The organism is Neolewinella sp., assembly GCF_965214665.1.
Taxonomy (GTDB): Bacteria; Bacteroidota; Bacteroidia; order Chitinophagales; family Saprospiraceae; genus Neolewinella.
The window spans coordinates 4,076,990-4,098,973 of the sequence record NZ_OZ243970.1 but is presented as its reverse complement, the minus strand read 5'-3'; the positions used below and the strand labels follow the sequence as shown (position 1 = coordinate 4,098,973).

Annotated in this window: 19 protein-coding genes; 10 read left to right on the top strand and 9 right to left on the bottom strand. The window is 59.6% G+C overall.

Features of this window, described 5'->3' with window-relative positions; all coding sequences use genetic code 11:
- Positions 1 to 26: 26 nt before the first annotated feature.
- The 3 genes from ACOOHD_RS17525 to ACOOHD_RS17515 form a co-directional block, all read right to left on the bottom strand.
- Positions 27 to 1,793 (bottom strand): nuclear transport factor 2 family protein, encoded by a 1,767-nt coding sequence (locus ACOOHD_RS17525; RefSeq protein WP_420459173.1) that lies wholly within the window; start codon positions 1,791 to 1,793, stop codon positions 27 to 29.
- 90 nt (positions 1,794 to 1,883) lie between these two features.
- Complete coding sequence (locus tag ACOOHD_RS17520) at positions 1,884 to 2,783, bottom strand: helix-turn-helix domain-containing protein (RefSeq protein WP_420459172.1); 900 nt, start codon at positions 2,781 to 2,783, stop codon at positions 1,884 to 1,886.
- Between the two features lie 62 nt (positions 2,784 to 2,845).
- Positions 2,846 to 5,422, bottom strand: coding sequence for a 2OG-Fe(II) oxygenase (locus ACOOHD_RS17515; RefSeq protein ID WP_420459171.1), 2,577 nt, complete (start codon positions 5,420 to 5,422; stop codon positions 2,846 to 2,848).
- Between the two features lie 223 nt (positions 5,423 to 5,645).
- Here ACOOHD_RS17515 and ACOOHD_RS17510 point away from each other — a divergent pair, with 223 nt between their 5' ends.
- From ACOOHD_RS17510 to ACOOHD_RS17495, 4 genes are all read left to right on the top strand, one after another.
- Entirely contained in the window at positions 5,646 to 6,023 is a 378-nt protein-coding gene (locus ACOOHD_RS17510) for a BlaI/MecI/CopY family transcriptional regulator (protein WP_420459170.1), read from the top strand.
- Positions 6,020 to 8,575: an ankyrin repeat domain-containing protein gene (locus ACOOHD_RS17505; RefSeq protein WP_420459169.1), complete on the top strand. Its 2,556-nt coding sequence runs from the start codon at positions 6,020 to 6,022 to the stop codon at positions 8,573 to 8,575. Before ACOOHD_RS17510 ends, ACOOHD_RS17505 begins: the two co-directional genes overlap by 4 nt.
- Positions 8,576 to 8,587: 12 nt before the next feature.
- Positions 8,588 to 10,942 carry a TonB-dependent receptor domain-containing protein gene (locus ACOOHD_RS17500; RefSeq protein ID WP_420459168.1) on the top strand — a complete coding sequence of 785 codons (2,355 nt, stop codon included), beginning with the start codon at positions 8,588 to 8,590 and terminating at the stop codon, positions 10,940 to 10,942.
- A 154-nt stretch (positions 10,943 to 11,096) separates the two neighbouring features.
- Positions 11,097 to 12,191: an ATP-binding protein gene (locus tag ACOOHD_RS17495; RefSeq protein WP_420459167.1), complete on the top strand. Its 1,095-nt coding sequence runs from the start codon at positions 11,097 to 11,099 to the stop codon at positions 12,189 to 12,191.
- A 106-nt stretch (positions 12,192 to 12,297) separates the two neighbouring features.
- Here ACOOHD_RS17495 and ACOOHD_RS17490 read toward each other — a convergent pair whose 3' ends face one another.
- The 3 genes from ACOOHD_RS17490 to ACOOHD_RS17480 all read right to left on the bottom strand — a co-directional run bounded on the left by ACOOHD_RS17490 (position 12,298) and on the right by ACOOHD_RS17480 (position 14,522).
- Positions 12,298 to 12,471, bottom strand: coding sequence for a transposase (locus tag ACOOHD_RS17490; RefSeq protein WP_420459166.1), 174 nt, complete (start codon positions 12,469 to 12,471; stop codon positions 12,298 to 12,300).
- Between the two features lie 61 nt (positions 12,472 to 12,532).
- Complete coding sequence (locus ACOOHD_RS17485) at positions 12,533 to 13,102, bottom strand: Uma2 family endonuclease (protein WP_420459165.1); 570 nt, start codon at positions 13,100 to 13,102, stop codon at positions 12,533 to 12,535.
- Between the two features lie 193 nt (positions 13,103 to 13,295).
- Positions 13,296 to 14,522, bottom strand: a complete 1,227-nt coding sequence (locus ACOOHD_RS17480; protein ID WP_420459164.1) for a mandelate racemase/muconate lactonizing enzyme family protein — start codon at positions 14,520 to 14,522, stop codon at positions 13,296 to 13,298.
- Between the two features lie 91 nt (positions 14,523 to 14,613).
- Between ACOOHD_RS17480 and ACOOHD_RS17475 the strand changes: the two genes are divergently transcribed.
- The 5 genes from ACOOHD_RS17475 (at position 14,614) to ACOOHD_RS17455 (ending at position 19,269) form a co-directional block, all read left to right on the top strand.
- Positions 14,614 to 15,720, top strand: a complete 1,107-nt coding sequence (locus ACOOHD_RS17475) for a WD40 repeat domain-containing protein (protein WP_420459163.1) — start codon at positions 14,614 to 14,616, stop codon at positions 15,718 to 15,720.
- A gap of 24 nt (positions 15,721 to 15,744) precedes the next feature.
- Positions 15,745 to 16,557, top strand: a complete 813-nt coding sequence (locus ACOOHD_RS17470) for a DUF4058 family protein (protein ID WP_420459162.1) — start codon at positions 15,745 to 15,747, stop codon at positions 16,555 to 16,557.
- 201 nt (positions 16,558 to 16,758) lie between these two features.
- Positions 16,759 to 17,166, top strand: coding sequence for an AAA family ATPase (locus tag ACOOHD_RS17465; protein ID WP_420459161.1), 408 nt, complete (start codon positions 16,759 to 16,761; stop codon positions 17,164 to 17,166).
- 148 nt (positions 17,167 to 17,314) lie between these two features.
- Positions 17,315 to 18,577 (top strand): AAA family ATPase, encoded by a 1,263-nt coding sequence (locus ACOOHD_RS17460; protein ID WP_420459160.1) that lies wholly within the window; start codon positions 17,315 to 17,317, stop codon positions 18,575 to 18,577.
- A 2-nt stretch (positions 18,578 to 18,579) separates the two neighbouring features.
- Complete coding sequence (locus tag ACOOHD_RS17455; RefSeq protein ID WP_420459159.1) at positions 18,580 to 19,269, top strand: RloB family protein; 690 nt, start codon at positions 18,580 to 18,582, stop codon at positions 19,267 to 19,269.
- An 84-nt stretch (positions 19,270 to 19,353) separates the two neighbouring features.
- On the opposite strand, the gene ACOOHD_RS17450 is transcribed toward ACOOHD_RS17455, so the two are convergent.
- Together ACOOHD_RS17450 and ACOOHD_RS17445 are read right to left on the bottom strand one after the other, a co-directional pair.
- Positions 19,354 to 19,479, bottom strand: coding sequence for a YgjP-like metallopeptidase domain-containing protein (locus ACOOHD_RS17450; RefSeq protein ID WP_420459158.1), 126 nt, complete (start codon positions 19,477 to 19,479; stop codon positions 19,354 to 19,356).
- Positions 19,476 to 19,661 (bottom strand): YgjP-like metallopeptidase domain-containing protein, encoded by a 186-nt coding sequence (locus ACOOHD_RS17445; protein WP_420459157.1) that lies wholly within the window; start codon positions 19,659 to 19,661, stop codon positions 19,476 to 19,478. The genes ACOOHD_RS17450 and ACOOHD_RS17445 overlap by 4 nt, the downstream gene beginning before the upstream one ends.
- Before the next feature lie 126 nt (positions 19,662 to 19,787).
- Between ACOOHD_RS17445 and ACOOHD_RS17440 the strand changes: the two genes are divergently transcribed.
- Positions 19,788 to 20,648 carry a phytanoyl-CoA dioxygenase family protein gene (locus tag ACOOHD_RS17440; protein WP_420459156.1) on the top strand — a complete coding sequence of 287 codons (861 nt, stop codon included), beginning with the start codon at positions 19,788 to 19,790 and terminating at the stop codon, positions 20,646 to 20,648.
- Between the two features lie 24 nt (positions 20,649 to 20,672).
- On the opposite strand, the gene ACOOHD_RS17435 is transcribed toward ACOOHD_RS17440, so the two are convergent.
- Positions 20,673 to 21,830, bottom strand: a complete 1,158-nt coding sequence (locus ACOOHD_RS17435; RefSeq protein ID WP_420459155.1) for an ATP-binding protein — start codon at positions 21,828 to 21,830, stop codon at positions 20,673 to 20,675.
- Positions 21,831 to 21,984: the final 154 nt, after the last annotated feature.

Sequence of the window (21,984 nt, the reverse complement as noted above, 5' to 3'; positions counted from 1 at the left end):
GATCGACTTCGCGTCGACGCCCGCACCTACCGAGCCTGCTCCCGCAGCCACGCACTCGTCCGCTCCATCGCCGCATCCACCGCCTCCGGCATGTAGTAGAGTTGTAGCTGATTGTAATCATTCAACCAGACGACTTCGGGCCTGGTGGGCAGTATATCAATGAACTCCTTAGCCCCCTGGGGGACAGCCCCTGACTCACTGTGCACGATGTGGACGGGCACGTCGATGTCAGCCGCTACGGAGATGGCATCGAAGGTCAGCCAGGGTGCCCAGCTCATCACCGCCCAACGGTTTTCGTAGACCGGTCCGGCACCGGCGGCCGGGTTGAGGTAGTACGGGAAGGCCCCGTCCGGTACGTACATGGCGGCTAGTTCATTTAGCTCGCTAACGGCCTGGTCGTATACCACGGTACCATTTTGATCGTAGGCGATCCGGGCCTCTTCGGCCAGATCGAGCAACGCCTGCCGACCGCCCGGACGGGAGCCGTACAGTTCCTCCGTCATGGCCGGATTGTGCAGCCAGGGCGCTACCAGGGCCAGCCGGTCGAAGCGGTCGTCGCGGGCCACGGCGTGGGCCATGTAGCCGGAGCTGGCGCAGACCCCCAGGCCGGTCAGGTCACCGTTGACGTTATCGTGGGTGAGGAGCCAGGTGACGGCGTTGCGGATGTCCGTGATCTTGCGCTCGCCGTCCTCGAACTGCCGGGGTGAGCCCTCACTCTGGCCGAAGCCCCGGAAGTCGAAGGTGAGGGTGATGAAGCCGTCTTTGGCGAGCAGACTGGCGTACTCGTCCGGCATCTGCTCCTTGACGCTGGTCCAGCTACCGGTGACTACGACGGCGGGGTAGGTTTGTGATGTGTCGAATGCCGGTGGTAGGAAGAACTCGGTGAAGGTTTCGATCAGCCCATCATCGTTGAATTGGAAGATGCCGACGTAGCTGTTGTTGTACTCCTCGCCCTCACTTACGGTGATGCGGCCGGTGTACTTAGCCAGTACGGTATTTGGATCCGCAGTTGGGATTACTGCAACGGTATACTGCTGACTAGCGAAGTCTGCCACTGGAGTGTATCGCTCCCGCAGGGCTTCGTGCCCCTCGCGGGTTTCCGGAAAGCCTTCCGGGGCCAGGGGCATGAGCTGCTTTCCGTCGGAAGCAAAAGTGGCGAGAAAAGCATCTAGATCACCGGCTTCGAGGTAAGTGAAGAAGGCTCTGACCCGATCCGTGTGGGGAGAAGTGAAGGCTATGGTATCCATCGTACTACTAGCCCGCTCCATCGCCTGCTGTGGTAGAGACGCATCACCGGATTGCTCGTAGAGGCTGAGCCGGGTGCGGGCGATCTTCCACTGGCCGTCTTGCCGGATAAATTCCGAGTCGTAGCCGGCGAATACCGTCCACTGCTGCCCGTCCAGGTAGTGGGTCGCCAGGGCATCGTAGGTAGCCGTAGCCCGGTCACCGGCTACCCATACGGCCAGGTTGTGGGGGTTGTGCACGGTACGCTCGAAGCCGGGTAGCAGGGTGCGCCACCCATCCACGGTCTCCCCGGGGGACTGGGTAGCAGGCTTGGCCCCGAGGGCGGAGTAGTCCATTTGTACCGAGTCGGCGAAGAGTGCCGTTACCCGATCCCAGTCGCGGGCGTCGGTGGCGGTAAAAAGATTATCGATGATGTCGGTGACGGCACGGACATCGTCGTCCGGTCCGGCGGAACTAATGGGTAGCATAGTTGGATCGTTTTGCGCCCCGGTGACTACCGGAACGGAGGTAAGGCAGAGCAAGAGGAAAAGTGCGGAGGAAAATTTCATAGCGTTCGCTGGGTTGATATTACTCCTACAACTAGCCTAACCCCGCGTCCGATTTGCACAAAACGTGGATATACTCTCACAAAAGCGGGATTATCCGCACCCATCGCGGTAACCGGTCGGACTTTTGCCCGTCAGCTTAGCGAACACCCGCCCGAAGTAGGCCATACTGTTGAAGCCCAGTTGGTCGGCGATCTCCCCAATCCCCTGCTCGCCAATGGTCAGCAACTTACACGCCTGGGCGATGAGCTGCCCCTGAATGTAGGCCGAGGGCGTCTGCCCGAGGTCCTGTCGCGTGCGCTCCGCCAGGTGACCCGGCGTGACGAAGAGGGCTGCCGCCGCCGTACCGGCCCGTAGTTGTACGCGGGTAAGGCCGAGCGCCAATTCGCTGACGTTCTGCCGGATCAATTCGACGAACCGGTCGCTGAGGCGCGAAGCATTACTTGCCACCGCCGCTTCGTCCACGTACCGTGCGTACGCTTGTAGGCAGTCGGTAAGGAGCACATTTACTTCGGCCATAGTCCGCAGCCGGTGGTGGGGGTTGTCCGTTTCTTGGTGTTTATCGTGCATGCGCCGCAGGGTCTCCACGACGTGCAAGGCCTCGTGGCTCCTCAGATGAATACCCGGGTGGGGGTGGCGAAAGAAGGGGAAATCAGCCAGGGTAGGGTAACCGGTCAGCGGTGAGGTATAGCAGGTCTCCGGCAGACAGCAGTAGTAGCCCCGCCAGTCGGGTTGAATATCCCAGTACACGATCTGGCTGGTCAGGTTGAAGAACAGCGTGCAGTTGCGCAGGTCGTAGTCGCTGCCGTCACTGTTCACCCGCCCGCCGCCGGATTCCAGGATGGCAATCTGGTAAAATCCAATGCGGAAGGGTTGGATGCGCATGGGTACCCGGTCCATATTGTCCTCGAAACTGCGCACGTCGAAGTCCTCCAGGAGCGGCGGTGAGACGTTGATGGTCGTATTGTAGGCGGGGACGGTGAGGGGCTGCATGAATATTCAACCGGTCAGACTGTTGGATGGGTTGCTAGCCCAAGCGGACGGGGTCGCAGGTGCTACTCCTCCTCTCCACCGCCCACCCCGGCAAAGGCCGCATAGGCCATATGCTCGTAGCTCGGATACGAATCGGGCACGTACCGGTCGTCGACTCCCGAATCGTGGCGTTCGCTAAGGCGATCCTCCCAGTTGTCGAGGAGGGCGTCGACTGGCTCCGGCATGTCCTGGGCCATGGGTTCCCGCCCGATCACCCGGTCCAGGAAATAGTCGCGATATAGCCGCAACGCCTGGAGAACATGGTCCTCGGCAACGCCCCGCCGCAGCGCGTCCTGACGAAGTTGGTGTATGAAGTCTCTCAGGGGATTGCCGGTAAGAGTTGCCGGCGTGGTGAGTTGTTCCAGTAACTGCCGGTTGTTTTCGTATTCACGCAGGGCGCGGTAGTAAGACTGGTCGTTCTTGGTCAGCAGTAGCGTATGGGAGGGGCGGGTGCGCAGGGTGCTGAAGTCCACATCGAGCTGACGCCCGCGCAGGTAGTTTTCCAGTCTGGTTCTTTGGTCCTGGGGTGCCTGGTAGCGAAAGGTGCTGGCTGCGGGGTCCACCAAAAACTTCATGACCTCAGAGTAACTCCCGCTCGGTTTATCCATGCCCTCCGGCAGCGGGCGCGCTAGGTCCGGGTAGGGTTGGGGGCTTTCACGGACTGACTCCCGAAGATGGGCCAGGGTCGCCGCGTGCAGGTACGTGTACAGGGAACCCCCGGCCCTTGCCTCCCGAAGTGCTTTGCCCAGGGAATCGTGTAGGTAGGTAGGCTTATCGATCTGGAGGAGCAGCTGGTCGCCGATCCGGCTGACCCAGTTTTCCCCCAGCGCAAAGTCTCCGTCAATCCGGATAAGTTCATCGACGATGGCGTAGGGCACATCTCCCTTCGGAAAGGTTGCCCGCAGGTAATCCGGCATAGCGTTCAACTGCCGTATCCCCACCTCCCGGGGGGCGGGCACCTCCGACCGCGCTAACTCGCCGGCAGCCGTCAGGAGTGCCCGTAGCCGCTGTTCTTCCGGACTGCTCTGCCACTTGGCTGGCTGATCGACCACGCTGCCCAGCAGGCGATCGATGGCAGGCGCGCCGAAGGCATCGACCAATCTCCCCCACTCCTCACTGGGCACATCGGTAAATAAACGCAGAAGAATGGGCTGCCAACGCCCGAAGAGCACGGTGGGCTCCTCGGAACCATGCCGGGACAGTACGGCCAGGGTGCGGGTAATGGCAGCTATGTCGGTGACGGTCCTGTAGGTGCCATCGAGTTGCTGCTGCACGCCCCGTAGCAGGTACTCGATCTTGTCTCTGAGTTGTTTGTCCCCGGGAGACTCCTCCAGCTCCCGGCCGTAGGCGTAGGCCCAGTCGATGCGGCCTTCCACGGGTAGTTTCTCTAGTAGGCGCGCCGTGCTGGCGGGGTGCCAAATGATGACGCCCGCGTACTGGTATACATAGTCTGCCGTCATCCCCCAGTTGCCCTGGTAGCCCTCGGTCGACCATTCTATGGGTTCGTCCTGCCGGTAGCCCGGTCCGGCCACTACGCTGGACTCCTCGATGTGCAGGCTGCCCAGTTCAGGTCCGTCCTCCGGAAGCCAGCCGGTCATCACGAGGGACTCGTCGAACACGTCACCGACTTCAATCTCCGCAAAATCCTTCGGTTCCCGCTCATCGGACTGTTCGTAGCTAGCGTACCTGTAGCCGTAGTACCCCTGGCCGTATTCATCGCCATTGACCCAATCGGCCGAGACGCTCTCCGTGATCAGCCCTACGCGGATGTTCACTCCCGCCAACTGGGCCGCCCGACGTAGCGCCGCCACGCGGACCCGGTCGTTTCCCTTCAACCGGCCAGTCGCAAAGTTCGTATCGGTGTACTGGTGGTCGAGGGCTAGGATGAGGGGTTCGGCGTTGATTTTGATTTCCCCCAGGGTATCGGCTAATTCATGGGCAGCGGCCTCGACGTCTACCTGCTCGGGTACCTGGCCGGCGTGCACCAGATTATAGACCAGCACGACGCGGTATCCCCCGGTGACGGGCAGGATCTCGTGCTTCCGATCGGCCAGAAAGGCTACGGCGGGAAAGTCGGCCGCGTCGTTTTCGGCGAAGTCCACGGTAAGGCGCTCCCCCTGCCCCGGATCGATCACGATACTGCCGCCCGCGTGAGCGCTGGGCAAGCCGATCAGTAGCGTCCCGAACATCCCGGGCAGCTTCTCCGAGTCCTGGTGCTCGGCAAAGAAGCCGCCAGGCGCGTAGATCAGCAGTTTGTACGGCACGGCCTTGATACCCTCCGTGATGGCCATCTCTTCGGCCGTTTCCCGCAGGAAAACTCCTAGCTGCGCTACCCACTCCGCATCGTTGAGGATCAGCTCACGGGCCTCGATCTCGCGGGTGTCGCGCACTGTTTTGTCCACCACCGTCTGGCGGTTTTTCCCGAACGGGGCTACAGCCGACCGTTCCAGCAGGGCCGTAATCTGGATTTGGTTTAGGGGAAAGCTCAGGGTTCCGAGCCCCCTTACGCCGACCCTAAACGGCCGCTTACCGAGCTGGCCTACATAATACGGCGCGCCGCCCCGGAGGGCACCAAGCTGGTCGAGTAGTTTGGTAGACAACGAGTGGGGTGGTTGCTGCTTGCTCATAGGTCGGGATGGTCACATACTCAGTAGTACAGTGAACGCAGTGTTGGGTAAAAGTTGCTGAGGGTAGCCGCAGGAACAGGGTCACATCAGGTCAACGGGAAGTACGGGAAGAAACAACTACGATAAAAATCGTACTAAAACTTGCACAACTACGGAAAGCCCCGTACGTTAGCTACGACAAAAATCGTAGTTGCCCATGTCTACCACCCCCACGGCCTCCGAACTGGCCATTTTGAATCGGCTCTGGACCGACGGTCCGCTCACCGTCCGAGACATCCATGAGCGGCTCAGCGACGAGAAGGAGGTGGTCTACACCACCGTACTCAAAACCATGCAGAACATGTACGAAAGCGGCCTGCTGGACCGCGAGCGGCGGGGCCGCCAGCACGTCTACCGGGCCGTGATCGAGCGGGGGAAAACGCAGGACCGCCTGCTGGACCGCTTCCTCAACCGGACCTTTGGCGGCTCGGCCACCGGACTGGTCATGCGCGCCCTGGGCAACTACCGTCCCAAAAAAGACGACATCCAAGAACTCAAGGCCCTCATCGAGCGCCTGGAAAATGAAGAAGAATGATCGAGCGCATCCTCTCCCCCACCCTCGTCGACGCCCTCGGCTGGACGCTCCTGCACGCCCTCTGGCAGGGCGCGGCCTTTGCCCTCCTACTGGGCCTCCTCCTTATCGCCCTACGCAGTTACAGCGCCCGGGCCCGCTACATCGTCTCCGTGGGCGTACTCGGAGCCTTCCTCCTGACCGCCGGGGCTAGCTTCCTGCAACTTTACACATCTTCCAGTAGGGCCGCGGACGCGGGTGCAAAGGCTACGGTGCCGGTACCGCAGTCTATCTCGACCGAGGCTACCTCCGAGGCCACCACTACCTACCCCGCAGGCGATAAGACAAAAGAGCAGACCGCCACCACCGTCCCCTTCCGCGAGCGGGCCGTCGACTATTTCGACCGCCACCTACCGCTGATCGTGACCATCTGGTTGCTCGGGGTACTGGTGCTCCAGCTGCGGCTACTCGGACGACTTGCCTTTACCCAGCGGCTGCGGCACTACGGCAGCCGGTCCTTTCCCGCCGAGTGGGCGGAAAAGCTACGTGAGCTGGAAGACCACCTCCGTATCCGCCGCACCGTGCAGTACCTGCAATCCGATCGGGTGACGAGCCCCCTCACCCTGGGCTGGCTACGGCCGGCCGTACTTTTTCCCACCGACCTGCTCGACCAGCTCAGCCGGGCGGACGCCGTAGCCATCCTGGCCCACGAACTGGCGCACGTACGCCGCCACGACTTCGCCGTCAACCTGTTACAGACCTTCCTGACCCTATTCTTCTTCTACCACCCGGCCGTCTGGTGGATGAACCAGCGCATCGCCGAGGAGCGCGAGCACTGCTGCGACGACCTGGCCCTGGTGGCCACCCAGGGCAGGGGCATCGACTACGCCCGTACGCTGGTGCGGCTGCGGGAGGTTGCCCTACTGCCCCAGCCCGCCCTGGCCATGAAAGCAGGCGGCGCGGGGGGCTTGCTGCTGCGGGTGCGCCGGGCGGTCAACGGCCGTATCCGTGAGGCCAGTTTTGGCGAGGGGGTGGTCACTACCGTGATCCTAATCGGGGCACTGGCGCTGGGGGCTTCGGCTACCGCCACTACACGGCCGGATGTACCCCAAATTGAAGCGGCAAATCAACTCGCAGTCGATTCTATGATCACAGCGCGAGAACTAGGACCTGACTCCGTTGGAACAACTCCGCCTACAATTGATGCTGGTCCCCCACTGACCCTTGCACCAGCGACCCCGCCCTCTGCCCCCCGGCAAGCACCTTCTACGGGTACCGACGACAGCTTGTTCTACCTCCTGATGCAGGCGGTATACGACGAGGAAACGGCCTTTGCCCGCCACCTTATCCCGCAGGTCACGAACCTGGACCGCTCGCTGGACGACCGCCGCAACTTCAGTCCCCTCATGGCCGCCGCCAGCGAAAACCTTTACGACATCGCCTACCTGCTTCTGGAGGCCGGGGCCGACCCCAACTACACGAACCGCGACGGTTGGACGGCCCTCACCGAAGCCGCCGACGAGGGCAGCTACGAGGTCGCTCAATTACTGCTACAACGCGGTGCCCGGGCCGATCAACGCTCCAACGACGCCCCTACCCCGCTGATCATGGCCGCCAGCGAGGGCCACCTCGATGTACTGGAACTGCTGCTGACGGAGGGCGCCGATCCCCTTGCCGCGGAGGGTTACGGCCGTACCGCTTTTACCGCCGCCGCCGAGGAGGGGCACGTCCACATCATCGAACGGCTGTTGGAACTGGACGTAGAACAGGACCTATCGGCAGCCATAGAGATTGCTGCCCTAGAGGGTAACGTGGAGATCATCCAACTCCTCACGCCCCGTCTGGCCGGACAGGCTATGGACGGACTAGTTTACGAACCCGATCACCTGGTCGGTGCCGCTCACGAACGGCAGTTTGCGGTGGCCCGCATGCTCGTCATACAGGGAGCCGACGTCAATGCGGCCACCGAAGACGGTACCACCCCCCTGGCCGCCGCGGCCGCCGAGCACGCCTACGACGTAGCCGAATTGCTGCTGGACCAGGATGCCCGGGTCGACTACGCCCCCGCCGGCCACTGCACCCCCCTAGCCTACGCCGCCCGAGAGGGTGACGCCCGCATGATCGAACTGCTTCACGGCCGGGGCGCGGAGCTGACCGCTACCTGCTCGTACGACGATACGCATCTAGAAAACGGACGGGTGAGCCGGGCGGTGTACCGGGACGCACCGGTGCTGCTCATCACCGTGAACGAGAACTCCCAACGGGCTACCGAGGCCCTGATTTCCCTCGGGGCCGACCCGAATGCAACCGGCAGCTTCCAGTACGAACGGCACGCCGACCGTGTTAACGACTGGGATGACTACGGGGAGCTGGACCCCGCCGGCTGGCAGACGTTGCTAGAAACCCGCCGCTGGACACCGCTGATGGAGGCTATCCTGACCGGGGAGGGTCGCCTGCTGCAACTCCTGATCGACGCCGGTGCCGACCCGAAAGCCACCCTGGAAGACGGCACCACCCTATCCGACCTCGCCCGCCGCTTCGACAAGCAGCACCTCCTCCCCTACCTCACCGACTAAAATCAACCTGACATGAAAGCCCTTTTTTTGCTGGCCGCGCTGGCCTGTTCCGGCGCGGTCCTGGCTACTGCCTTGCCCCTGCGCGGCCTATTACTGGACGCGGCAACCGACCGGCCCATCGAGTACGCTACCGTATCCGCCTACGCCGATAGCCTGCTAGTTGATGGTACCGTCACTGACGCCGGTGGCACATTTACCCTCGATCTGGAGCGGGGCGACTACCGCCTGGTGTTCGAGTTTCTGGGCTACGCCAGCCTGGATACCCTGGTCGCGCTGAACGAGTCGACGGACCTCGGGACCATTTACCTCGGCGCGGAGGGCGTCAACCTGGAATCCGTTGAGGTACGCGCCGAGCGTAGCCGCATGGAGCTGAGCCTGGACAAAAAGGTCTTCAATGTAGGTAAGGACGCCCTGGCCCGCGGCGGCTCGGCTAACCAGGTACTGGAGCAACTGCCCTCGGTAAGGGTTACGCCAGACGGCGCGGTTAGTCTGCGCGGCAACGCCGGGGTTCGCGTACTCATCAACGGCCGCCCCTCAGCCCTGGCCAACAACAACGCCCTGGACGCCATCCCCGCTGAGCACATCGAGCGGGTCGAGATCATCACCAACCCCTCGGCCCGCTACGAAGCAGCCGGCACGGCGGGCATCATCAACATCATCCTGAAGCAGGATGCGGATAAGGGCTACGGCGGAACGGCCTCCCTGAGCACCGGCTACCGGGCCGACCACCGGGGCAACCTGAGCCTGAACGTCCGCCGGCCTGCATGGAGCGGCTTTCTCAATCTCGGCGGCCGCTACTCCAACTACCTGGGCACCTCCAACATCCGCCGGGAGCTGACCGTGCCTGAACCCCTGAGCATCCGCAACGACCTGCGCATAGAGCGTAACGACCGGGCGGTGAGCGTCTTTACCGGCCTGGACTACAACCTGAATCCGACCACCACCCTCACCGGCAGTTACTCCCTCTACCACGTAGTCAACGACGATGTGTATACCACCGACTTCACGGTACTGGGGCCGGCAGCGACCGAGCGCTGGGATCAGGACTTCAACTACCTAGAGCCGGGTACCTACCACCAGCTGGATCTTACCCTCACCGGTGAGCTAGGTACCCAGGGCAAGTATACCATTTACGCCAAAAACGACCTCTGGAACGAGCTGGAAACCGAAGACACCCGCTTGACCGCCACCGACGGCGGCACCCTGGTCGACTACCGCAACCGCAGCCGGGAGAGCAGCCGCGACCACCTGCTACAGGCCGACTACGAGCGGCCCCTGGGCGATCAGGGCAAACTCGAACTGGGTCTACGTGGCGAGACCCGCGTGATCCGCTCCGACTACCTGGCCCTGGACCGTACCACGGATCCGCCCCAGGTAATCGCCGGCTTCGACAACCAGTTCGACTTCTACGAGCGCATCGGGGCGGCCTACGGGCAGTACGCCCGGGAGGGGGAAAAACTAGGCTACCAATTGGGCCTACGCTACGAGTACACCCGCATCGCCACCGAGAACCGCGACGAGCGGCAGATAGATATTGACAAGCAGTACCACCAGCTGTTCCCCAGCCTGAGCGTGAGCTATGCCCTGGCCGATCCGACCAAACTGCAGCTAAGCTACTCGCGCCGCATTCTCCGGCCCTACTTCAGCCAGCTAAGCCCCTTCGCCGGCATCGTCGATCCCACTCGCCTGCAGACCGGCAATCCCGATCTAGACCCCGCCTACACCCACCGCGCCGAGCTGGGCTTACTGTACCGTTCCGACAAGCTTACCCTGGGGCCGGCCGTATACGCTTCCCGCACCACCGGCGTCCTCTTCGGTGTCTTCGAGCAACTGCCCGGCAACCCCTTCGGACTGGAGCAGGGCACCTTGCTCTCCCGCGTCATCAACCTGGACCGGGAGGACCGTCTGGGCCTGGAGCTGACCTACGGTTACCGACCCAGTGAGGCTATCACGATCAACGGCGATCTTAACTTCTACGGCTTCCGGCAGTCGGACGACAGCGAGGCCCTTGCGCTGGACGTAAGCCAGTCGAGCTGGACGGCGGGGTTGCAACCGCAACTGACTTTAGAGGGTGACTGGCAGTTCCAACTGAACCTGGGGTACGAAGCGCCGGTCCGCCAGGCTCAGATGACTGTTTTGGCCAGCTACGTCACCGACCTGGTAGTCACCAAACGCTGGGCGGAAACCTGGCAGCTGTCTTTTAACCTGCGGAGTCCACGCTTTCGCAATCGTGGGACCCGCACGGAGGGTGCCTTCCAGGCCGAAAAGATTATCTGGACGCAATGGCGTACTGGCCTGACGCTGACCTACCGCTTCGAGCGGGGGGCCGGGGCGGAGGAGCGCCGGCAGCGGGGGAGTATTCGGTAGAAAATGGATGTAGCTAACATATTTATACGTATCTGCCAGTTTAAGCTATACAGATCTGCCAGTTTAACTTGCCACCGTATCTTGTGGCATGGTCGTAAACAGACGTCTTTCTTCCCATATCCAGACACTTGCAAAGTATTATCCCGTCGTAAGTTTGACCGGTCCCCGGCAGGCAGGCAAGACGACCCTGCTTAGCCAACTGTTTCCGGCCTACCGCTACCTGAGTTTAGAAGAGCCAACCCTCAGAGAGGAGGCTCAGCTCGATCCGCGTGCTTTTCTAGCAAAGTACGATCGCCAGGTTATTTTCGACGAGGCGCAACGGGTGCCCGAGTTATTCAATTACCTTCAGGGGGTGGTCGATGCGGATCGGGAGCCCGGGCGCTACGTCATCTCTGGCTCCCAGAATTTCCTCCTTCACCGTAACATTACCCAGAGTCTCGCCGGTCGGGTGGGCATTGCCCGTCTTTTTCCGTTCGACTTTCAGGAACTTAGGCAGGCCGACCTACTTCCCGAAGATCCGGGAGCGGCCATGATTAGGGGGGGCTATCCCAATGCACTGGTGACCGACATTCCCGCCAGATACTTTTTCGCCGATTACGTCAGTAGCTATCTGGAAAGGGACGTGGGGGAGTTTGTCAATACGTCTAATATGGCCAACTTCCAGCGTTTCCTTCAGATATGCGCTTTTTTCGTCGGGCAGTTGATCAATGTGAGTCAAATTGCTACGATGGCCCAGGTGAACGTCAAGACGGTCAACGCCTGGCTGTCCATCCTAGAAGCCAGTTACATCGTATTCCGGCTCCCCCCCTATTTCAATAACTTAGGAAAGCGCTTGACGAAAAGCCCTAAGCTCTACTTCTACGATACCGGGCTGCTTTGCTACCTACTCAATGCCCGTAACGTAGAAGAACTAAGGGCAACCAACAAGTACGGTGCAGTATTCGAAAACCTCGTCATCGCCGAACGCACCAAATCGCTCTATCACGCCGGCGAGCGACCCCTACTCAGTTTCTTCCGTGACAACAACGGCTTAGAGGCCGACCTAGTAGAGGGCGGTCCGCTCCGTATGGATCTGACGGAGATCAAGTCCGGTACCACCTGGTCCGCTAAGTGGGATAAAACGATTCGCCGGATCGGCAATTTGGCGGAGGTACCGGTCACCTACCGGGTCGTGTATGGGGGGGACGAGGAACCTAATGTGGTAGCCGGTACGGAATACCGGCCCTGGTTTTTGGCGGGTTGGGAGTAGTAGAGTATGACAACCACCGGCAGTGCCACCTAATTTACGATCTTCGCGACTATGGCTAACCTCGTCCTCCAATCCAGCATCCGTGATAACCAGCAACGCGGTAAGGTCAGCGCGTTTTTGCAGGAGAGCCTACTGCCGGGTTCGGCTCTATGCCCAGTGACTCGGACAATTCGACTACCGAAGTACCGCGCTCAAGCTGCTTGACGGCCTCGGCCTTGAAGTTGGCATCGTAGCGGCGGTAGGCGCGCTTGCCCGTTTTGGTGGATTTCTTTGCTTCCATGAAGAGGAGAATTTACAAAGTTTTTGTGTCCCACCTGGGAAGACCATCACACCAAAGGACTTCACGAAAAATCGACTCCCTCATAAAAGACCGCCATAGGCACGCTGATGCCCAGCGTCTTCACCTCGATCTGTTGGTCCAGGTCGAAGTAGTTACCGATACGCCACAGATCGCGCTCTTCCCGGTAGTAGGTTTCGACGAGATAGCGGCGGCTATCGATCAATAAATATTCGCGCAAGGAAGGAAGCCGGCGGTAAGCACTGAACTTCTCCGTGCGATCGTAGGGGTCGGAAGATTCCGAAATGACCTCTACGACAAGTGCTGGATTTATCAGACGGGCTATTCCACCCTGTTCATACAACGCTTCGTCCTCACAGACCGCGCTTGCATCCGGAAACACATAACGGTTCGCGGTAGCAATGGCGGTTTCACTATTCTTAACTTGACACGTTTTAGTGCCAGAACGCAGGGCGAAGTATGTGTTGCCGACGATATCGTTGTGCGCCGCCGTGCCCCCGGCCATCAGCCGTACTCGCCCGTCGAGGTACTCGTACTTATGCTGAGACGAGCGTAGCAGCTCGAAGTATTCCTGCTTCGTGTAGCGCTGATCTTGTATGGTGGCGGCTTCCATCCCGGTAAAGATAGGATATAGCGACAGTTTTGAGCACACGGGCGAGAGGCGGTAGCCAATCTGGTCGGGCGATCAATCCGTTGCACCCGCGGCCCCGACAGGCAGGCAAGACCATGCTACAACACCCCCGTAGCCCAGGTCCGGTAGCGCTCATCCGCGAGGTCACGGCCCCAGAGGGCAAGTTCTACTGGCTTCATCCACCCGCCAGCCGTTCCAGCTTATCTTCGATCATCGTTAGTCCGAGGCCCGGACCTTCCGGACGGTACATCAGCCCCTCCTCGAAACGGATGCCGTTGTCGAAGACGCTCAGCACCTCGTCGTAGGTATCTAGTTCAACGAACTCCAGGAAAGGGCCGAAATTCGGTATGCTGCACACGCAGTGCAGGGCTGCGGCCGTGCCCAGGCTCGGTTTGGTATTGTGGGGGGCCACCGTTTTGAAGAAGGTACTGCCGAGGTCGCACATCTTGCGGTATTCGGTGATCCCACCCCCCTTGATCACGTCGGGTTGGATGACAGCGGGATTGGCCTGCACGATCAGATCACGGACCTGCCAGCGGTTGTAGCATTTTTCGCCGGCCAGGACGGGAATGTCCAGGGCTTCTACCACCTGGCGGGTATCGGCGTGTGCTTCCAGCGGGCAGGGGGACTCGAAGTAGTTCATCCCCATCTCCTGCAGGGCCCGTCCGATCTGAATGGCCCGGCCGGCGGTGTAGCCCTCATTGGGGTCGACGAACAGTTCTACCCCGTCGGGTAGGGCGCGGCGAATGGCCTCGTAGTAGCGCAGCGTCGGGTCGGGCGTCGGATTGAGATTATACTCCCGGATCTGCATTCGCAGTTTGACGATCCTGAAGCCGAGGTCGACCAGCTTTTGCGCGCGGTCCACCGCCTCCTCCAGGGGCACCGTGCCGCCGCCCAGGGGTATCCCGCCGTAGGCCGGTACGCGGTCCCGGTAGCTGCCGCCGAGCAGTTGGTAACAGGGTACGCCGAGCACCTTGCCTTTGATGTCCCACAGCGCCAGGTCCACCCCCGCGATGGCGTAGGTAAGCGCACCGGCGGGCCCGAGGTCGTGGTTTTCCCAGTACATGCGATTCCACAGCCGGTCGTTATCGAAGGGGCTCTGGTCCATGACCACCTGGCGCATACCCCGTTCGATGAAGTTGCTGACCACCTCGGTCGGGCTATTGGAGCTGCTCTCGCCCCAGCCGGTGATACCGACGTTTGTCTGCACCCTCACCATTATGCCCCGCTTGATCAGGAAGGTACGCACGTCGGTAATGCGCACGTCGGCGGGATCGACGAGCGGCTGAAATGCGGGCGGGGCCCCGATAGCTATCGGGGGTGCATTGCCGGTGGCGTAGGTGCAAGTAGTAGCGGCGGCACTACCTAGTACGGTCAGGAATTTGCGGCGGGTACCGGTCATGGGGCGTAGTTGTTCGGTCGAGGAAGGTAAGCAAAAAAGACCCCGCACCTGCGGCCCCGCCAAGTACGCTTCGTGGCGTATATTTCGCAGTATGCGTATACTCTCATTCGTCCTTCTATCTTGCTTCACCGCTAGCGTGGCCGCCCAGCAGTACGAAGACTACCAACTGCGACTCGAACCCGTGTGGGCCCGCGTAGCCGACGCCCTCGGGGAATATGGCTCGGTGGAAAGCGCTGAGTTCAGTCCCGACGGCAAGCACATCGTCAGCGGCACGAAGTACGACAATAGCGTCATCCTCTGGCGCACCTCGGACGGCACCGAGCTATGGAGAGCCTACACCGCCCAGGAGATCGAGCGCGTAGCGTTTTCCGGCGACAATGCGTATGTCGCCACCGCCAGTGAGGACTACCTGGTCACCGTCTTCGCCGCGGCCACCGGCGAGAAGGTGAAGGAACTCAAACACAAGAACGGCATCGATGGCCTCATCTGGTCGAACACTGGACTAACGCTGGTGAGCGGGGAGGAGGAAACCGACGATGCAGACGGCAGTAAGCACGGGTATATCCGGGTATTCAGCCTACCCGCAGGCGAGGAAACCCATACGCTGGACTTCGAGGAAACTGTGCAGGAGCTCTTTTTCTCCACCGACGATAAGTACCTCATCGCCACCGGCCACGGCAGCGTAAAGGTTTACGAGACCGCGGACTACACCCAAATTGCCAACTTCACCCCGGAGCCCTACGGCCACTTCGTGAGCGGAGGCTTCTCCCCGGATGCCAAGTCCATTATTGCCGCCGATAATGCCGGCAAAGTATATCTCTGGGACTGGCAGGACGACCCCAGAGCCGAGCGGGTTAAGACCTTCAATCACCTAGGCCGCAAGATCGAGACCATCGCCTGGCACCCACGGGGCGGCTACGTAGCCTTTACCGGCCATAGCCCCTACATCTTCGTCTACCGCCTCAGTGATATCCGCCAGTACGAAAACGATCGCATTCGTATCGCCCATAAGGTCTGGGCCGGTGACCACGCCGAGTACATCGACTTCAATCGGGATGGTAGCTTCCTGGTGAGCGCCCACCAAAACGGCCTGATCAAGCTGTGGGCCTGGATGGGCGAGGAGCCCGATCTCAATCAGCGCCTGCACAGCGGGGTGAAGGCGAAGCAGGATGCGGCCATGGAGGGAGGCAGGCGGTAGAAATATTCACCGTAACTTTCCCGTATGCAGTGCCCCTTCCCGGGAATGGACCCCTTCATCGAGTCGGATAACTGGCAGGATTTTCACCTCGTGCTTACCGCGGAGATGAAGCGCCAACTCGCCCCTCAGTTGCCCAGCTATTACCGGCTTTCGGCTGAGTTGGTCGTCAAGCAGGAAGAAAGTTTTGAGGGCGAGGAACCAACTACCTATCGCCCGGACATCGGCGTAAGTCTGACCGAACCGGATGCGGATAGCCTACGGGATTCCGGCGGCGCGGCCGTCCTCACCGCCCCCACACACAAGGGCATGGCCCCCTTGTACAAACAGCGCGAACTGCGCATCCGCGATGGCCGCAATCGCCGACTGGTCACCGCCATCGAGGTGCTATCCCCCTCTAATAAGCGCGGCGGCGGGCTGGTCACTCACATGAAGAAACTACGCTCCTACTGGGCCAGTGCGGTCCATACCGTCGACATCGATCTACTGCGGGGCGGCCTTCCCCCGTACACGATCGACGAGGTACCCCTGACGGCAGACAATCGGCCGGTGACCGCCTACCGCATCGTGCAGGTCCGACCGGATGACGAGCTGCTACTCTGGGAGATCGCGCTGACCGACCCGTTACCTACCATCCCCATCCCCCTGAGTTACCCGGATCCGCCCGTGGTGCTCGATCTGCAGCGGGCCTTTACCGAGCTGTACGCCTACAGTACGTATCCGCTGCGGCGGGTGGAGGAGTTGGCTACGATCCGGCCGCCGCTTACGGCTGATGAGGTAGCAGACTTGCAGCCTTACCTGGGGAAGCCCGTCGAACATCGTGCCGAAGAGAATGCGTAGCGACGCAAGCTGCTACCACGCCCCACCGTTTCAGTAGCGCCCGTATCCCCGGATCGGACAGCACCCCGTACGACTGGTCCGCCTCCAGAAATGCACTGGCGAAGGGCACCGGCTTACCCGTCGCCTGATCCGCAGGTGCAGAAATGAAAGTAGGCAAAAAGAAATGACCAAGTAAATTATACATCACTACGTACAATTTACTTGGTCAACTGTGTCTTTGATTCATGGATCGCTTACATCAATGATTTGGAATCTTTTGCGGAGGGCAACCTTGACCGCTTACTGATTCTGGATGAGGTGCAGCGTAAGCCGAGTTTGTTTTTTGACCTTCGATCAGTGATCGACCGCAACCGTCAGCCCGGGCGGTTCATCTTGCTAGGGTCCGCTTCGCTCGAGTTGATTCGAGATGCTTCCAAGAGCCGGGCCGGGCGAATTGCAATCCTAGAACTGAGCGGTTTCACCCTCGACGAACTTGCGGGTGTCGCCGGCTACACCATACCCTATTATCGCACACAGAATGGAGCGGAAACGGACGCTGTTCTGGTAAAGGGGGGTACGGTACGGACGCCCATCCGAATAGCTTCGCACCTGTGGCCCCGCCCCGCTTAGTCCAACCCCTCCACCCGCTCCGCATAAGCCTCCACATCAAACTTCCGGTCCAGCCCCCCCGGCTCAGCGTTGGGCGGGGGCGCGGGTGCAATACCATTGGAGGAGCAGTTGAGTCCACCATTCGTGAAATTTTCCCTAATTTCACCCTATGCTACTCGAATTTGCTGTTGAAAACTTTCGGTCCATCCGTGATTTCCAGGTACTACGTTTGGAGGCCGACGCTGTACAACCGCGCTATAAGTGGTTGGACCGGAACGTAGCCACGGTTGACCAACGCCACCGCGTCTTGAAAACCAAAGTGATCTACGGGGCAAACGCGGCGGGCAAGAGTAATCTGATCATGGCGCTGTCTTACTTTCAGTGGGCAGTTCTACGATCTGGATACGATGACAGCAGCGCGCTGGAATCCGTTGATACTTTTGCCTTCGATCCCGCATACCGGACCTCACCTAGTCATTTCGAGGTGCGGTTACTAGTACACAACATTTCGTACCGTTATGGATTCACGGTCTCAGGCAAAGAAGGAATAACGGCGGAGTGGCTATTCGGCAGTCCGGGTAAGAAGGAGGTCAAGTACTTTACGCGCGAAGGATGTACGCTTGACCTCAGCAAGACTCATCTAAAGGCAGCTCGAAAACTACTCGCTGCACTAGAAACTAGGGAAGCACTTATTGGGTCAAGAAGCTTATTATTATCGCGCCTCGGACTACTGAAAAACAGTGAAGTAGTAGAGGTGTATAATGTGATACGAAACGCAAGAATCGTAAACCGGACGTTTGAGGGCGAGCCTTCCAGGAGCACCGTAGACGTGCTTTCGGACCCAAATCAGCAGACCCGAGTTGCCGACTTTTTACGCCAGATAGGAATCGAAATAGGGGAGCTATTTGTGATGAACACCTTCTATGACCCCACCATAGAACGACCGATTCACCTCAGACGATTAGTTCCTGACTTTCAGGGATCGGAACCAGTACTATACGTCAGACCCCCAGCCTCTGCTAAAGAGCAGTCGATAAGCTTCCGGGCCGACACGCATCTATCCCGTGGTACACTTAAGATGCTCCGTTTGGCGAATACACTTCTCGCGACATTAGATTCAGGCGGCCTGTTAATCGTCGACGAGTTCGAGTCTCAACTACATACAAACATATCACGCACGATACTTAAACTGTTCCACGACCCGGAAACCAATCCCCACAACGCCCAACTCATTGTAGCCACCCACGACACTAACCTACTTGACCCCAAATTGCTACGCCGCGATCAGATCAGTTTCGTCGACAAAGACGAAGCGGGCGGCTCACGGGTATACGCCCTCTCCGACATCAGGGGCGTGCGCAATGATGCCAGCTATGAAAAGGACTATCTGATCGGTAAGTACGGAGGAGTGCCGCAAATTGCTGGTTTGTAAGTATGCCCAGCAGAAGAAATAGAGTAAAGGAGACAGACCGGAAGGCCAACAAGCCCTGGTTGAAGCGCAAGCAGCCCGGGCCCGCCACCTCACCTATCATTACAGCAAAACGCGCCTTTCTTATCCTGTGCGAGGGCCACACCGAGCGGGATTATTTCGCGACCTTCAGCGGTAATGGGGTAGCCTTAAAGGCGGAGGTGCTAGGGGTAACAAAACTGGAACTCGTGGACTGCGCCATCGAATACCGCGACGGAACTACCTACGATGAGGTATGGGTAGTTTACGATCAAGATTTTAACCCCGCCGAGGGGGAAGACCAGTTCGAACGCGCCCGGATGTCACTTGAAAGGGCAGCGCAAAATGACATACAGGTTGCTTATTCAAACGACGTCTTCGAGTTATGGCTGCGACTACATTACGAGGCCATTACGGGTCCGCTTTCCCGCCGACAGCTTTACAAGGATCTAAGCAACCGCTGGAGCATCAACTACGAGCGGGAGGGCAAAAAACGTGATTTCCGCAAGTCTATTCGTGAACGACTCACTGACGATGCAGCTGCTAGTGAGCAAGCGGCCATCGAGCGCGCGAAGGATCTCTTTACCGAGCGAGGCGCACTACCCCATGCTCAACAAAATCCCCTGACTACCGTCCATCATTTAGTCCTTCGTTTATTAGCGGCTGGACGGGAGTAGATGGAGGAGGTTATCTATGGTGTACTGGTTTACAATGTAGTGTTGCAAGGGGTGAGTGGGGTTTAATGCTACGACGAGTAAAATTCACCCCAAAGTACGCTCCAGTCGCTCCTTCACCTTCGGCCAACCCGGCCACTCCCGGTCCAGCAACTCATAAAAGGCGCGGCCGTGGCTAAACTCCCCCAGGTGGCAGAGCTCGTGCACGATCACGTACTCGATGCATTCCGGGGGGCCTTGATAAGCTCGTAGTTGAGGGTGATCGTACCGGAGCGGCGGCAGCTTCCCCAGCGGTTAATCAACCACTTTATCCTCAATGCCACCGGTCCGGAGTAAAAGGGCCGGGCCTCGTTGCCGTCGTACTTCTCGTGGTAGACCTTCCATTTCTCGTGCACGACGGCGCTGATGTACTTCAGGAACAGTATCGTGAGGATGTAGTCCTTGATTTTGCACCAGCCCCCTGGCCGGATACTGCCAACGATCCCGTATATTAAGACCCCAACACTATTCCCTACCGCACCATGCAACGCATCACCAACCCCGCCTCCGGCACCCACCGCCGCCAGGGCGATACCTACCACCTCACCCCCGAAGAGGTCGCAGCCTACCGCCGCGACGGCTACCTGGTCCTCCACGACGTACTGACGGAGGAGGAACTGGCACCCCTCGACCCCTGGTTCGACCGCTTCGTAGCCGGAGAATTTGCGGATAAGATGGGGCGGGACTTCTGCGATATGAGCCAACCCTACGGTACGCCACTGGAGCAATTTCAATTGGTCAATGCCATGCTCCCGAGCACCTACCGCCCGGAACTGGCCGGCAACGTCTACCACCGCATCAGCCAGCAGATCGCTGACCAGCTCTACCAAGAGGGCACGGCAGCTCTGGACTACGAGCAGTTTCTCGCCAAACGCCCGAACCAGGAGCGGGCCGAGTTCGCCATGCACCAGGACCTCGGCTACTGGCCCAAGACCGAAAATACCTGGACGGCCACCTTTTCCCTGGCACTCAGCGATAGCGACATTGAAAACGGCTGCCTCCAGGTCGTGCCCGGTACCAACCGCGAAGCCGAACTACGTCAGCACAAACCCAAGGACTACGGCAAGGGGCAGACCGACGGTAGCGTCAACCGCGACGACTCCCATACCCTGGTCATCGAATCAAAGGCCACCGACGAAGTCGTCTACCTGCCCGTCAAACGCGGCAGCCTGACTATTCACGACGAGCGCATCGTCCACGGCTCGGGGGGCAACGTCAGTCCCCAGTGGCGCAAGACCTACGTGGCCGCTTACCGCGACGCAGAGACCATCCGCCAGGAGCGGGCTATGGGCTTTACGCATTCGCACAACGATACGGTGGACTGGTCGAAGGTAGTGCGGTAAAGGGAGGCGGGGGTGAGAAGACCACTAGTCGAAGTCCAAGTGGTCCCAGGGTACCTGCCGTACCCCCTCCAGCGTCATAGTTTCCCGTCCACCATACACCAACCGTTGGTCCGCTGCGGGAAATTCAGTATCGGCGATGCGACGAAGCGTACGGGTAAGGCGGGGATGGTAGGTTTCGGTGCCCTTGATCTCCCACAGCGTAGTCCGCGCCGGCGATTGGTGGACCAGGTCGATCTCCGCACCGTTACTGTCGCGGTAGAAATGATAACTTGGCCGTTCCCCCACGTGTAGGCCCTGCTTGCGCGCATCGGCCACCACGTAGTTTTCGAACAGGGCACCGTACATGTAGAAATCGCGCAACTCCGTCGGTTTGCGCAGCCCGAGTAGGTGACAGAGCAGACCGGTATCGTAGAAGTACAGTTTCGGTGATTTGACTAGTCTCCGCGTCACGCTCTTGAAGTAAGGTGCAAGTAGGAAGGTGATGTAGCTCTGGTCCAGGATGGAAAGCCAACTTTTTACCGTTGGTACTGATACGCCGAGGGCGGTAGCCAGGTTGCTATAGTTGAGCAGTTGTCCGGCATAGCCGGCTGCGATACTCATGAATCGTTGAAAATCGACCAGGTTGCTAGGGTTTACCAGACCGGCTACGTCGCGTTGCACATAGCTGTACAGGTAACTATCGTAGAAGAGTTGGTGCCGGATGGGATTGACGGTCTGCTCCGGGTAGCATCCATTAAAGATGGCTTCTTCCGGGGTTGGGGCCAGAAGATCGGCCGTGCGCATCTCTACCTGATCTAGCGGTAGTAACTCCGCGATACCCACCCGGCCGGCGAGCGACTGGGTGATGTTCTTGCGCATCAGGAAATTCTGAGAACCGGAGAGCACAAAGCGCCCCGGCTGGCGATCCTCATCCACCAGACCCTGCAGGTAGGAAAAAAGGGTAGGTACGTTTTGCGCCTCATCGAAGATTACGGCCCTGTCGTAAGTTCGCAAAAAACCCTCCGGATCGGATGCAAAGGCGGTCCGCATGCTGGGCTGTTCGAAACTTACGTAGCGGTAGTCCGGAAAATGGTGCCGTAGCAGGGTAGTTTTTCCCGCCTGCCGTGGCCCAGTCAGACTGATGACGGGGAAAGAATTTTTCAGTTCCGTCAGCAATATATTTTGTCGCCTGGATACGTACATGTATGCAAATATAAAGTCTTACTTTAAATTTACATAACTTTTGGGCAGCGTCGGGTGGGGCGTCCCCCCGATAGCTATCGGGGCTATCGAGGGTGCAGCACCTTAGTACTCAGCAACGATAATCTTGCTCCCCGGTGCCGTCACGTCTAGTTCA